This window comes from Kingella sp. SNUBH-2017, assembly GCF_028680565.1.
Lineage (GTDB): Bacteria > Pseudomonadota > Gammaproteobacteria > Burkholderiales > Neisseriaceae > Kingella_D > Kingella_D pumchi.
Window position 1 is genome coordinate 76,430 of the sequence record NZ_JAPHVK010000002.1, and the last position, 13,448, is coordinate 89,877.

Genomic DNA, 13,448 nt, shown 5'->3' on the forward strand with positions numbered 1-13,448 from the left:
TGAAAACGATTTGGATTCTAGCATGAAGTGCTTGGGTATTAAGTTTGGCAGCGCTCCGGCAGCCGGCGTTTGGTCGCAAGCCATACCGGCAAGATTTTCAGGCTGCCTGAAAGGTGTTCTGCAAGAGGTTTTGCCGCAAAATGCGGGTAAGGTAAAGGCACTGCCGGCCTGCGGCAGTGCCTATTCGGGCAAGGCTCAGATTTTCAGAATCCGCTCGCCGCGGCCGATGCCGGCGGCGCCGGTGCGCACGGTTTCCAAAATCAGGCTTTTGGGCAGCGCTTCCAAGAAGCTGTCGAGTTTGTCGGAAGTACCGGTTACTTCGACGGTGTAGATTTTTTCGCTGACATCGACAATCTGGCCGCGGTAGATTTCGGATAGACGGTACAGCTCGTCGCGGTCTTTGCCGACGGCGCGCACTTTTACCAGCATCAGTTCGCGCTCGACGTGGCGGCTGCTGTTCAAATCAACCACTTTCACCACTTCGACCAGCTTGTTGAGCTGCTTGGTAATCTGCTCGATCAGGCCGTCGCCGCCGCGGGTAACGATGGTCATCCGTGATAGGGTGGGATCTTCGGTGGCGGCTACCGAGAGCGAGTCGATGTTGTAGTCGCGTGCGGAAAACAGGCCGACCACGCGGCTCATGGCGCCGGATTCGTTTTCAATCAGAATCGATAAAATGTGTCGCATCATGGCACGCTCCTTTTGTCGTAGGCACGGTCGGTTACTTCGTTCACATCGGAATCTGCCCTGCTCTCGCGCATATGCGGCGGCAGTACCATTTCGCTTAAGCCTTTGCCGTTGCCGACCATCGGGAAGACGTTTTGTTTGGGATCGGTCAAGAAGTCCATGAATACGAAGCGGTCTTTAAGCGCCAGCGCTTCGCGCAGCGCGCCTTCGACATCCTGCGGTTTTTCGATGCGCATGCCGACGTGGCCGTAGGCTTCGGCCAGTTTGACAAAATCGGGTAGCGACTGCAGATAGGTTTCCGATTCGCGGTTGCTGTAATAAAGCTCCTGCCATTGGCGAACCATGCCCAGATAGCCGTTGTTCAGGCAGATGACTTTTACCGGCAGATTGTATTGCAGGCAGGTACTCATTTCCTGAATGTTCATCTGGATCGAACCTTCGCCGGTAATGCAGCAGACATCGCGGCTGGGGTCGGCCAGATAGGCGCCCATGGCAAACGGCAGACCAACCCCCATGGTGCCCAAACCGCCGGAATTGAGCCATTGGCGCGGCTCTTCAAAGGGATAGTACTGGGCGGTGAACATCTGGTGCTGGCCGACGTCGGAAGTGATTACCGCGCGGTTGCCGGTAAGCTCGGCCAGCGTGCGGATAACCTGCTGCGGCAGGATCACGTTTTCTTTCGGCTCGAAATCCAGGCAGTTGCGGCTGCGCCAGCTCTCAACAGTTTGCCACCATTTTTCCAAAGCGGCGGGATTGAACTGCAATTCCTGCTTGCGCCACAGGCCGGCCATTTCCTGCAAAACCTGTTTGACGTCGCCCACAATCGGCACATCGGCCTTCACGCGCTTGGCAATGCTCGAAGGGTCGATATCGATATGGATGATTTTTTTCGGCGTTTCGAGAAATTTTGCTGGCACCGATACCACGCGGTCGTCAAAACGGGCGCCGATGGCCAAAATCACATCGGCATTTTGCATCGCCAGATTGGCTTCATAGGTGCCGTGCATACCGAGCATGCCGAGGAAGCGGCGGTCGGACGAGGGATAAGCGCCCAGCCCCATCAGGGTGGCGGTGCAGGGAATATCCAATAATTGGACAAAATTTGTCAGCTCGGCCGCCGCATTGCCCAAAACCACACCGCCGCCGAAATAAACCAGCGGGCGTTTGGCCGCAGCGAGCATCTGCACCGCTTTTTTAATCTGGCCAACGTGCCCCTGCACCACCGGCTGGTAAGAGCGGATAAACAAATCTTCCTGAGGATAGCTGAACTTGGCTACCGCCTGGGTTACGTCTTTGGCGATGTCCACCACCACCGGGCCGGGGCGGCCGCTACGGGCGATTTGGAAGGCCTTTTTAATCGACGGCGCCAAATCGTCGATATTCGTTACCAAGAAATTGTGCTTCACGCACGGGCGGGAAATTCCCACCATATCAATCTCTTGGAAAGCATCACTGCCGATCATCGCCGAGCTGACCTGGCCGGAAATCACCACCAGCGGCACCGAATCGGTGTAGGCGGTGGCGATGCCGGTAATCGCATTGGTGGCGCCCGGGCCGGACGTTACCAGCGCCACGCCGACTTTGCCGCTTCGGCGCGCATAGGCATCCGCCGCGTGTACCGCCGCCTGCTCGTGACGGGTCAGAATGTGTTCGAATTTATGCAGTTGGTAGATGGCGTCGTAGATTTCGAGAACCGCGCCGCCGGGATAACCGAAAACGTACTCGACGCCCTCGGCCTTAAGGCTTTGCACAACGATTTGTGCACCTGATATTTGCATGACAACCTCTTGTATCTGGCGTGGAAATTTAAGACAGGAAAACGCCTTACCGATGCACCTGTAATGCTGTTCGGGCGGGCAGCGGTTTAGGGTACGCGCACCGTCCGAACGGGGTAACCAGCGTTTTGCCGGCCGTAAAAAACGTCGCCGGGGTTTGGAGAAAAAGGGAGGCCAAAGATAGCGCAAAGCCGTGCCGCTGGCAATAGATTCGGTTAAATTCCGTCTGTTTGTGCAAAGGCATCTTCACAAGGTTTTTCAGGCTGCCTGAAAGCGGATCAGGCAATCTGCACGTGAATTGCTTGAAAGGGTCTAATCATTCAAACATTACTCCGCCATACCTATGAAATACCAAGCCCGCACCCAAGGTTTCACACTTATCGAGCTGATGATCGTGATTGTGGTCATCGCCATTTTGGCCGTGATCGCCTACCCCAGTTTCCAACAGTTTATCGAACGCAGCCGCTTGGAAAACGCCCGCTCGCTGATGAACGACAATATTCGTATGATGGAGCAGCATTATGGCAAACACCGTACTTTTTGTGTCGGTGCCACTAACAATAACGGTGCCTGCGCCAATGTGCCTACTTTGAAAGGCGACCCTGATAGTGGTTATGCCATCTCGCTCCAACAAGCCGAATCCAGCTCCTACCTGATGACTGCGCGCCCGTTAAATGCCAATCCAGGCAGGAAAGTTTATCTTGTTTACTCTTCGGTAAGCGGTAATTTCAGCAAATGCACTTTAGCCGGTTTGCAAGATTCACTTAGCTCAAACTCAGGCACGCCCATGATGACTGATGACGAATGCGAAGTTTTCTAAACTGATTAGCAAATAACAAAAATTAAATCTTAAGAACATCAAACTGCCGCCATTTCATGCCAACCGAAAGGAAGCAAAATGCAGCAGTTTGTTTTTTCGCGCACAAAAACACAGGGGTTTACGCTTATCGAACTGATGACGGTGATTGCCGTGCTGGCGATACTTGCCGTGATTGCCTATCCCAGCTATCAAAGCTACACCCGCAAAAAACGCCTGCACGAAGCGCAAACCGCGATGTTGGAAAACGTCCGCCATCTTGAGCAGCATTACAGCCAGCATAAAAACTTCAAGAAAAACAGCACCACTTGGGCCGACCTGCCCCACCCGCAAACCGAACATTTCTGCATCCGCTTCCAAGGCAATCCGCGCGGGACCAACAGTGAAAACAGCTATGCGCTCAAAGCCGTGGCATTCGATCGCGAAAGCGAGCCGCGGGTTTTGGTGGTCAGCCACGATTTGAGCACCGTGCTGTGCGAGAGCAGCACTTCCAGTTGCGATGAGCCTGACTTTTTCCGCAACCCCGGCCGCGCCGATACAAACTGCGAAGTTTTCCAGTAAGCCCACGATAAAAAGCAGCCTGAAAACCAAAAAACCGGTTTTCAGGCTGCTTTGTTTTGCCGAGAACGTCTTAGGCTTCGGCGGTGAGCACGTCTTTGAGTTCCCCCGCTTCAAACATCTCCATCATAATATCGGCACCACCAACAAACTCGCCGTTTACATACAGCTGCGGAATGGTCGGCCAATTCGAAAACTCTTTGATGCCCTGGCGCACGGCATCGTTGTCCAGCACATTAACGCTGGCGTAGTCGTCAAAACCCACTTCTTTCAAAATCTGCACGGCGCGGGCGGAAAAGCCGCACTGCGGAAATTTCGGCGTGCCTTTCATAAACAGCACGACGCGGTGGTTGGTAACGACTTCTTTGATTTGTTCCTGAATGCTCATAAAAACCTCTTCGGTAACGGTTGGTGAAAGAAAAACGGCGCATTATAGCCCTACTGTCCTTTCTTTGAAACTGCGATTAACCTTAAAGATTTCTTTGGTATAGCTATCCAATATCCGTTCTCAAAAGCATTTTCAGGCAGCCTGAAAATTTGGTTTTGCCACCGCGGCGGCGTAAAATGCGCGCTTTTTTCCGGTACTTTGCCATGCAGCAAGAAATCACCGTGCTGACGCTGTTTTTGCTCGGCTTTTTCGGCGGCACGCACTGCGCGGGCATGTGCGGCGGCTTGAGCAGCGCCTTTGCCCTGCATCTGCCGCCGCATATCGGGCGGGTGTGGCTGATACTGCTGATGAATCTGGGCAGAATCAGCAGCTACACCCTGATCGGCGCACTGATGGGGGCGCTGTCGCAAGCGGGCATGCTGCTCGATCATACGCGCACGCTGCAGCTTGTGCTGTTTGCTGCCGCCAATCTGCTGCTCCTAATGATGGGACTGTATCTGAGCGGCATTTCCGCTGCCGCCGGCAAAATCGAAACGCTGGGCAAACCGGTTTGGCGGCGGCTCAATCCCCTGCTCAACCGCCTGCTGCCGATACGCTCCGTCCCCGCCTGCTTCGGCATCGGCCTGTTGTGGGGCTGGCTGCCCTGCGGTTTGGTTTACAACGCCTCGCTGTATGCCTTGGGCAGCGGCTCGGCGCTCAAAGGCGCGCTGTATCTGGCCGCTTTCGGTCTCGGCACCCTGCCCAATCTTTTGGCAATGGGCATTTTCGCCAGCTGCCTACAGCGTGTGCTGCAAAACCGCCGTATCCGCCTGGCCGCCGGCCTGCTGGTCTGCGCATGGGCGCTGTGGCAGCTGGCGCTTTTGTGGCGCAACCACTTTTCGGCGTAATTCCGACAAAAAAAAGGCAGCCTGAAAACCCAAACCATCTTTCAGGCTGCCTATTGTTCCGCGCCACCAATGCGCCAGTGTTGGGCGGCTTCTCCGGCCTACCACAGGCGGGCGTAGTGGCCGTTTTGCGCGATGAGGCTGGCGTGGTCGCCTTGTTCTACCAACTCGCCGTGGTCGAAGACGAGAATCTGCGCGGCGTGGCGGATGGTAGCGAGGCAGTGGGCAATCATCAGCACGGTTTTGTCCTGCATCAACGCCGCCAACGCGCGCATCAAGAGCGCTTCGTTTTCGGCATCGGCAAAGGCGGTCGCTTCGTCAAGGATGAGGATGGGGCGGTTTTGCAGGATGGCGCGGGCGATGGTGATGCGCTGGCGTTCGCCGCCGGAAAGGGTAGCACCGCGTTCGCTGACCGCGGTTTGGTAGCCGTCCGGCAGCGTCATGATGAAGTCGTGGCATTGTGCGGCACGCGCGGCGGCTTCTACTTCGGCGTCGCTGGCGTCGGGCGTGCAGGAAACCGAGCGAGACTTGCGCGAGGCGTTCGGCAAGCTGGCTACGCAGCAGGGTTTCCAGGCGAAAAGCGGCAAGGTGCGAGACGCGGAAGGCGTAGGCGCGCACGGCAAAGGCGGCAAGGGTGAGAACGAGAAGCAGCGCAGCGAGCCACCAGTCGGCTTGGTCGTTTAGAAGATCTTTGAGAATGCGTGCCATAACGAGCAGCGCAGCGGTGGAAAGAACGGCGGCAGCGGTGGCGATTGCCATCGCGCGGCGGATTTGCGGGCGCACTGGGTTGATGATGCGCCAGGGGGAAGGGGCTTTGGGCTGGGACATGGGCTTCTCTCAATATAATCGGCGGACAAGCGGATGATAGCGGGTTTTATTTGGGAAGCCATGGCGGCAAAGGGAAAGCAGCCTGAAAGTGGGGAGATTAGGCTTTCAGGCTGCTTTGGGGATGTTTGCGGGTGTAGGAAAAGGCAGCCTGAAAACAGGTAAGGGTTTTGGATTCGCAGAAATCCGCTTTGTTTGTTTTCAGGCTGCTTTTGAGTTCGTCTGAAAAAAGCAGCCTGAAAGCTGGGTCCTAGACCCAGCCTACGCTTGCTAGACGAAGCCGAACGTTTCTTCTCGCAACTGCCCGGCGTGGCCGGTGCCAACCGCGACCGGCTCAACTGGCTGCACTGACAGACACTGGGGCGTATTGGATGCCAACACGCCCCAAGGCAGCCTGAAAACGGGATTTGGGTTTTCAGGCTGCTTGTTTACATGATTACATTGAGGCAGCCTGAAAACGAGAAAACGTTTTTTCAGGCTGCCTATTTAGTTTCTATCCAATAGCGTTCCATCTCGTCGCGGATGTCTTCCAGCGTGCCGCCGTTGGCAAGAATGACGCGGCGGCTGGCGGGGTTGCTGCAGCGGCAGGTAACCAGCAGGCGTCCGATGCCGTGGCGGCGGGCTTCGGCGATGGCTTGGCGCAGGGCTTGTTTGGCGTAGCCCTTGCCGCGCTGCGCGGGGTGGACGCAGTAGCCGATATGGCCGCCGATCTCACGCAGAAAGTCGTTTAGTTGCAGGCGCAGGTTTAGAAAGCCGACGGCCTGCCCGCCGCCGTCAAACATCACATATTGGACATACGGCACAAAGCCTTCGGGCAGACCGCGCCCGTGTGCGGCTTCGCGGCAGGCGGCAAGCCAGTCGGCATAAACGAAGGTGTCGGCGCCGTTCCAAAAGCCGTCGGTGTCACTGCCTGCGGCGGTGAGTGCGTTCAGCAGGGCGGTAACGGTGGATGCGTCGTGTTCGGTTGGGGGGCGCAGGGTGATATTCATGGGCTTGCTTTCGTGCGTTGGTTTTTCAGGCTGCCTTTGAGAACGTCTGAAAAGGGTTGTTACACAGGTTGGATGCTTGAATCCGACAAACGGTTGCAATGCCAGATACAAGTACCCAAGCTACGCTTGCTGATATTTGGGTAGGCAGGCGCCCGCCCTGCGTTGGATAAAGGCAGCCTGAAAACGGGATTGGGGTTTCAGGCTGCCTTTGTGTTGTTTGTCTGATAGCTGATTATGTTGGGTCTCTCCCTAAGTTACGCTTGCTGTCTCAACTTAGTTTGCCACGGTGAAACGTTGAAACAGATGCGCTTTTTGCTCCACATCGTCGGCGATGGCCGCCGCCAAGTCGGGCAGCGCGATGTCGGCGGGCGAGCCGTCGGCGTTGAGCAGCACGTCGTCCTGTCCGATGCGGTACGCGCCTGTTTTCTCAAAGCGCACGGGCGCAACGGCAAACATGGCGGCTGGCGACAAAAACGCCCAGTTGATATCGCGGCGAGGGCGCAAATCGTCCAGTAGCACGCGCACGGCATCGGAGGCCGGGTAAGCGCCCGCCGGGAAATCGGGCGTATCCACCAATTGCAAGCCGGGGGCAACATTCAGGCTGCCTGCGCCGCCGATAATCAGGTAATACGGCAGCTGAGCGGCTTTGAATGCGGCAAGCAGGTTGTCGTAGCCCGTTTTTATGTCTTGCACTAGATTGGGACTGTCCCAGCTCACTTTAAACGCGCTGACCACGGCATCAAAGCCTGCGAGCTTGTCAGCAAAATCGGGCGCGTTCACATCGGCGGCAACAGCCTGCACATTGGGATGCTGTGCCACTTTGGCTATGTTGCGCGCAAACGCGGTTACCTGATGGTTTCGCGCAGCGAGTTCCAAAACGACAGCGTTGCCCACCAAACCTGTTGCGCCGATGACTGCGATTTTCATGATTAACTCTCCTTGTTTTTGCTGAAAAAATGGCTTTGGCTTCGCCGAACCTTGTTTCAGGCTGCCTAGGGCGTGTTGACATTCAACTTTTGAAACGGATTTTGCGGCATAAAATGGCAGATGCAAGGCAAAAATGTGAGCCTATGCCGTCCATAGGCGAGCATTTTTAACGCGGCAGATGCCGTTTTAGGACGCAAAAGCCGCCAAAATGTTGATTGTCAACACGCCCTAAGATGTAGTAACCAACCGCGTGTTTACGCCAGCCCTTTCTTCTCCAAATAGCTTTCATAATCCCCCAAATAGTGCTCATACCCGCCCTTGCCGTCGAGCTCAATAATCTGCGTGGCGAGCGAGGAGACGAACTGGCGGTCGTGCGACACGAAAATCAGCGTGCCGTTGTATTTTTCCAGCGCCATGTTGAGCGACTCGATACTTTCCATGTCCATGTGGTTGGTGGGTTCGTCCATCACCAGCACATTGGGTTTCAACAGCAGCAGTTTGCCATAGAGCATGCGGCCTTTTTCGCCGCCGGATAATACTTTCACTTGTTTGACGACATCGTTGCTGCCGAACAATAAGCGACCGAGCGTGCCGCGGATGACTTGCTCGTCGTCGCCTTCCTGACCCCATTGGCGCATCCATTCGGTGAGGTTCATTTCTACGTCGAAGTCGTTTTCGTGGTCTTGCGGGTAGTAGCCGACATGGGCTTTTTCCGCCCATTTGATGCTGCCTGAGTCGGGCGTGAGGCCGTCTGAATACTCGGCGTTGTACGCGCCTGCCAAGAGTTTGAGCAGGGTGGATTTGCCCGCGCCGTTGGGGCCGATGATGGCGAGTCGTTGGCCGGCTTCCAAAATAAATCCCAGTTTTTCAAACAGTTTTTTGTCAAACGATTTGGCCAGGTTTTCCACTTCAACGGCTTGGCGGTGCAGCTTGTTTTTCTCGTCGGTTTCAAAGCGGATATAGGGGTTTTGGCGGGTGGAGGGCTTCACTTCCACCATTTCGGCTTTGATTTTGTCGGCTTGTTTCAGGCGGCTGGTGGCTTGGCGGGCTTTGGATTTGTTGGCGGAGAAACGAGCGACAAACTCTTGCAATTCCTGCAATTTTTCTTTGGCTTTGGCATTGTCTTTCAGGGCGCGTTCGCGCGATTGGGCGGAGGCGAGCATATAGTCGTCGTAGTTGCCGGGGTAAATGGTGATGGTGTTGTAGTCCAAATCCGCCATGTGGGTGCAGACTTCGTTCAGGAAGTGGCGGTCGTGCGAGATGATAATCATGGTGGAGTCGTATTGGTTCAGTACGCCTTCCAGCCAGCGGATGGTGTTGATGTCCAAGTTGTTGGTCGGCTCGTCCAGCAGCAGAACGTCGGGTTTGGAAAACAGGGCTTGGGCGAGCAATACGCGCAGTTTGAAGCCGGGGGCGACTTCGCTCATGGTGGCGTTGTGCAGTTCTTCGGCAATGCCCACGCCGCTCAATAATTCGGCGGCGCGCGCTTCGGCGGTGTAGCCGTCATATTCGGCGAACTTGGCTTCCAGTTCGGCGGCGTGCATATAGTCGTCTTCGGTGGCTTCGGGGTTGGCGTAAATCGCGTCGCGCTCGGTCATCGCCGCCCACATTTCGGTGTGCCCCATCAGCACGACATCCAACACGCGCATATCTTCATAGGCAAACTGGTCTTGGCGCAGCTTGCCCAAGCGCACGCCGTGTTCGATGGCGACTTCGCCTGCGGTCTGCTCCAAATCGCCGCCGAGGATTTTCATAAAGGTGGACTTGCCCGAGCCGTTCGCGCCGATAAGCCCGTAGCGGTTGCCTTCGCCGAATTTGACGGATACGTTTTCAAACAGCGGCTTGGCGCCAAACTGCATGGTGATGCCGTTGGTGGAAATCATGGTGTTTTCGCCCCGAATGTCAGGATTGGTAAAGAAACGGTTAAAAAGGCGCGATTGTACCATAAGCCGCGCCCGCTTCGCCGATAGCGGCACCCTACCCTTTTTACCTTTCAGGCTGCCTTTGCCCAATCTTGCCGCAGCAGCCGTTTCCCTTATAATCGGGGCGTTTTCAGCGCGCCGCCGCAAGGCAACCTGAAAAACCGTTTTGATGTTTTCAGGCTACCTGCCAAGCACCGCCGCGCCGTTTTTTACACGCTCTATAAAGGAAATCCCATGTCCAAACACTCCGTACTCACCGTAATCGGCAAAGACCGCATCGGCATCGTTTACGACGTTGCCAAACTCCTGGCCGAGCACCAAATCAGCATTCTCAACATCAGCCAGCAGCTGATGGACGACTACTTCACCATGATTATCCTGATGGACACCGAAAAATGCCCGCAAAGCCGCGCCGAAATGCTGGATGTATTCGCCGAAGCGGGCAAACGCCTGTCGCTGGATATTCGGATGCAGAACGAAGAATTGTTTAAGGCCATGCACCGGATTTGACGGGGCGGCCAAAGGCAGCCTGAAAGCCTGTTGTGATGTTTTCAGGCTGCTTTTCCAGCAGCCTGAAAAGCAGTTGCGTAGGTTGGGTTGCAAACCCAACAAACTCCCGAAAATGTTGGGTCTCAACCCAAGCTACCCTTGTTTGAAAGAAGCCTGAAAACTTTTCAGGCTGCCTCCCAACCACCCAACCCGAAAGATTGCCATGACTACCCAACTCCAATCCGCCGAAATCCTCGAAACCGTACGCATGGTTGCCGACCAGAATTTCGATGTGCGCACGCTCACCATCGGCATCGACCTGCACGACTGCATCTCGCCCGATCTCGACACGCTCAACCAAAACATCTACAACAAAATCACCAGCGTGGGCAAAGACCTAGTAGCCACCGCACAATTTTTGTCGGCCAAATACGGCGTGCCGATTGTCAACCAGCGCATTTCGGTTACGCCCATCGCCCAAATCGCCGCAGCCACCGGCGCGGACAGCTATGTTTCCGTTGCCCAAACGCTCGACAAAGCCGCCAAAGCCATCGGCGTGTCGTTTATCGGCGGCTTTTCCACGCTTGCGCCCAAAGGGCTTACGCCGTCGGGCGAAACCCTGATCCGCTCGATACCCGAAGCCATGCGCACCACCGACATCGTGTGCAGCTCGGTGGCCATCGGCAGCACCCGCGCCGGCATCAATATGGACGCGGTGCGGCTGATGGGCGAAACCATCAAGCACACCGCCGAGATTACGCCCGAAGGCTTCGGCTGCGCCAAAATCGTGGTGTTTTGCAACGCGGTGGACGACAACCCCTTTATGGCCGGTGCCTTCCACGGCGCGGGTGAAGGCGATGTGATGCTCAACGTGGGCGTATCCGGCCCGGGCGTGGTTCAGGCTGCGTTAGAAAACTGCCCGCCTGATGCCGATTTGACCGCCATCGCCGAAACGGTGAAAAAAACCGCCTTCAAAATCACCCGCGTGGGCGAGTTAATCGGCCAGGAAGCGGCCAAGCGGCTGGGTATTCCCTTCGGCATCTTGGACTTGTCGCTTGCGCCCACGCCCGCCGTCGGCGATTCGGTCGCCCGCATTTTGGAAGCGATGGGCTTGAGCGTGTGCGGCACGCACGGAACCACCGCCGCGCTCGCGCTGTTAAACGACGCGGTGAAAAAAGGCGGCATGATGGCCAGCAGCGCCGTGGGCGGCCTCTCCGGCGCGTTTATCCCCGTGTCCGAAGACGAAGGCATGATTGCCGCCGCCGAATCGGGCGTGCTCACGCTGGACAAACTCGAAGCCATGACCGCCGTCTGCTCCGTCGGCCTCGACATGGTCGCCGTACCCGGCCACACCAGCGCCGCCACCATCAGCGGCATCATCGCCGACGAAGCCGCCATCGGCATGATCAACAGCAAAACCACCGCCGTGCGCATCATCCCCGTACCCGGCAAAGACGTGGGCGGGTCGGTGGAATTTGGCGGCCTCTTGGGCTATGCCCCCATCATGCCGGTGAAAAACGGCTCGTGCGAAGTGTTCGTCAAACGCGGTGGGCGGATTCCCGCGCCGGTACAGAGTTTGAAGAATTGATTTCAGGCTGCCTTATTCAGGAATCAAAATGTCCGCCAAAACCACCATCCTACTCTGCGCCCTTGCGCTGGCCGCCGCCGGCACGCTTGCTTATTTCGCCGGATACGGCAGGCAGCCTGAACACGCCGCGCCGCCTGCACCAACGGCATCACAGCCGCAAGCGCTCTCCGAAGCGGAACGCCGCGAAGTGTGGAATGTGCTGCTGCGCGAAGTTTCCCAAGAATACTGCGATGCCGAAGCGGGCGGCCCCGTCGGCGGCGATAAGCAAGAAAGTGTGTTTGTCTGGCAATATCAGGGCGAGCGCAATTATCTGGTGTGGTGGCAGGCAGCCGGCAGCTACTACCGTGACGAGCAGGCAGACGGCACGGCAGAAATCCACTGCATCAGCGGCTCGGCCAGCAGCAGCAATTTTCTGGCGCGGCTGGTGCGGCGCAACGGCCGCCTGCAACTGCTCGAGCAGGATATGTTGGCCGTGCAGTTAAAAGGCACCGATGTGGACGATCCCTATGTCGTCCACCCGCGCTTTATCGAAAGCATCCGTCTCAACGATGACAACACGCTAAACATCGTTTCCGCCAAGCACGCCTACGGCAAAGAAGGCGAAATGGAAGGGCCGAATTTTCCGTCCAAGCAATGGCGCTACCGCGTGCGCCTGCCCGATATGCAGGTGCTGGAAGCCTGCTATACAGGCCAAACCGCTTATACGAAAGAATAAGCAAAGGCAGCCTGAAAAGCCGTTTTGGTTTTTCAGGCTGCTTCTTTATGCTCTCCAATCCAAGCAGTCTGAAAATTGCACGGTAAAACCGTTTGTAAAACAAAATGCCATACGCAGTTTTAACCTGGCTTAACCTAATGCCCGGCAGATGCCGGTGCGCGGTTTGCCTTGTATTGGCGAATAGATTAGAATCACTAGTCTAAATTTCCGGCTCGGAATCTGCCGAGCCGTTTGTTTACCGCGTTTCCCGCCGCCAGCCGGCCTTTATTTAAGGAACCCCATGACCACCTTCACCCCCCAATCCAGCTACACCAAAGAAGAACTGCTCGCCTGCGGGCGCGGCGAACTGTTTGGCGCGGGCAACGCCCAGCTGCCGCTGCCCGACATGCTGATGATCGACCGCATCGTCGAAATCAACAACACCGGCGGCAAATACGGTAAAGGCGAAATCATCGCCGAACTCGACATCAACCCCGATTTGTGGTTCTTCGGCTGCCATTTCCAGGGCGACCCCGTGATGCCCGGCTGCCTCGGTTTGGACGCCATGTGGCAGCTGGTCGGCTTCTTTCTCGGCTGGACGGGCGCTCCCGGGCGCGGCCGCGCGCTCGGCTGCGGCGAAGTCAAATTCAGCGGCCAGGTGCTGCCCAAACACAAAACCGTGCGCTACCACATCCACATCAAACGCGTGATGAACAGCAAACTGGTGCTGGGCATCGCCGACGCCGAAATGAGCGTGGACGGCCGCACCATCTATGAAGGCAACGGCCTGCGCGTCGGCCTGTTCACCACCACCGACGATTTCTAAAACACTTTCAGGCTGCTCCCAATCCCCAAAAACAGACAGCCTAAAAACACAAAAACCCGCTTTTCAGACGCCCTTTGCG

The 13,448-nt window shown here is 56.5% G+C and carries 14 protein-coding genes; 7 read left to right on the forward strand and 7 right to left on the reverse strand.

What is annotated here, in order from left to right:
- Positions 1 to 195: 195 nt before the first annotated feature.
- Positions 196 to 687 (reverse strand): acetolactate synthase small subunit, encoded by a 492-nt coding sequence (gene ilvN, locus OP500_RS02670; protein WP_238747522.1) that lies wholly within the window; start codon positions 685 to 687, stop codon positions 196 to 198.
- Positions 687 to 2,465: a biosynthetic-type acetolactate synthase large subunit gene (gene ilvB, locus OP500_RS02675; protein WP_274070100.1), complete on the reverse strand. Its 1,779-nt coding sequence runs from the start codon at positions 2,463 to 2,465 to the stop codon at positions 687 to 689. The genes ilvN and ilvB overlap by 1 nt, the downstream gene beginning before the upstream one ends.
- Before the next feature lie 340 nt (positions 2,466 to 2,805).
- On the opposite strand from ilvB, the gene OP500_RS02680 reads away from it, so the two are divergent.
- Both OP500_RS02680 and OP500_RS02685 read left to right on the forward strand, forming a co-directional pair.
- Entirely contained in the window at positions 2,806 to 3,282 is a 477-nt protein-coding gene (locus tag OP500_RS02680) for a type IV pilin protein (protein WP_274070101.1), read from the forward strand.
- Between the two features lie 78 nt (positions 3,283 to 3,360).
- A complete protein-coding gene (locus OP500_RS02685) occupies positions 3,361 to 3,840 on the forward strand; it encodes a type IV pilin protein (RefSeq protein ID WP_274070102.1) in 480 nt (159 codons plus the stop codon).
- A 70-nt stretch (positions 3,841 to 3,910) separates the two neighbouring features.
- Here OP500_RS02685 and grxD read toward each other — a convergent pair whose 3' ends face one another.
- Complete coding sequence (grxD, locus tag OP500_RS02690) at positions 3,911 to 4,225, reverse strand: Grx4 family monothiol glutaredoxin (protein WP_238747449.1); 315 nt, start codon at positions 4,223 to 4,225, stop codon at positions 3,911 to 3,913.
- Between the two features lie 203 nt (positions 4,226 to 4,428).
- On the opposite strand from grxD, the gene OP500_RS02695 reads away from it, so the two are divergent.
- Positions 4,429 to 5,112, forward strand: coding sequence for a sulfite exporter TauE/SafE family protein (locus OP500_RS02695; protein WP_238747447.1), 684 nt, complete (start codon positions 4,429 to 4,431; stop codon positions 5,110 to 5,112).
- A gap of 98 nt (positions 5,113 to 5,210) precedes the next feature.
- On the opposite strand, the gene OP500_RS02700 is transcribed toward OP500_RS02695, so the two are convergent.
- From OP500_RS02700 to OP500_RS02715, 4 genes are all read right to left on the reverse strand, one after another.
- Positions 5,211 to 5,657: an ATP-binding cassette domain-containing protein gene (locus tag OP500_RS02700; RefSeq protein WP_274070103.1), complete on the reverse strand. Its 447-nt coding sequence runs from the start codon at positions 5,655 to 5,657 to the stop codon at positions 5,211 to 5,213.
- Between the two features lie 759 nt (positions 5,658 to 6,416).
- The gene (locus OP500_RS02705; RefSeq protein ID WP_238747443.1) at positions 6,417 to 6,923 is read right to left on the reverse strand and encodes a GNAT family N-acetyltransferase; all 507 of its coding nucleotides are present in this window, start codon (positions 6,921 to 6,923) and stop codon (positions 6,417 to 6,419) included.
- 273 nt (positions 6,924 to 7,196) lie between these two features.
- A complete protein-coding gene (locus tag OP500_RS02710) occupies positions 7,197 to 7,850 on the reverse strand; it encodes an NAD(P)-dependent oxidoreductase (RefSeq protein ID WP_238747440.1) in 654 nt (217 codons plus the stop codon).
- A gap of 254 nt (positions 7,851 to 8,104) precedes the next feature.
- Positions 8,105 to 9,733, reverse strand: coding sequence for an ABC-F family ATPase (locus OP500_RS02715; protein ID WP_274070104.1), 1,629 nt, complete (start codon positions 9,731 to 9,733; stop codon positions 8,105 to 8,107).
- Between the two features lie 273 nt (positions 9,734 to 10,006).
- Between OP500_RS02715 and OP500_RS02720 the strand changes: the two genes are divergently transcribed.
- The 4 genes from OP500_RS02720 to fabA all read left to right on the forward strand — a co-directional run bounded on the left by OP500_RS02720 (position 10,007) and on the right by fabA (position 13,369).
- Positions 10,007 to 10,282: an ACT domain-containing protein gene (locus OP500_RS02720; RefSeq protein WP_274070105.1), complete on the forward strand. Its 276-nt coding sequence runs from the start codon at positions 10,007 to 10,009 to the stop codon at positions 10,280 to 10,282.
- Between the two features lie 202 nt (positions 10,283 to 10,484).
- Complete coding sequence (locus OP500_RS02725; RefSeq protein ID WP_274070106.1) at positions 10,485 to 11,849, forward strand: PFL family protein; 1,365 nt, start codon at positions 10,485 to 10,487, stop codon at positions 11,847 to 11,849.
- Positions 11,850 to 11,877: 28 nt separating this feature from the next.
- The gene (locus tag OP500_RS02730; RefSeq protein ID WP_274070107.1) at positions 11,878 to 12,564 is read left to right on the forward strand and encodes a hypothetical protein; all 687 of its coding nucleotides are present in this window, start codon (positions 11,878 to 11,880) and stop codon (positions 12,562 to 12,564) included.
- 280 nt (positions 12,565 to 12,844) lie between these two features.
- Positions 12,845 to 13,369 carry a 3-hydroxyacyl-[acyl-carrier-protein] dehydratase FabA gene (gene fabA / locus OP500_RS02735; protein ID WP_238747427.1) on the forward strand — a complete coding sequence of 175 codons (525 nt, stop codon included), beginning with the start codon at positions 12,845 to 12,847 and terminating at the stop codon, positions 13,367 to 13,369.
- Positions 13,370 to 13,448 lie beyond the last annotated feature (79 nt).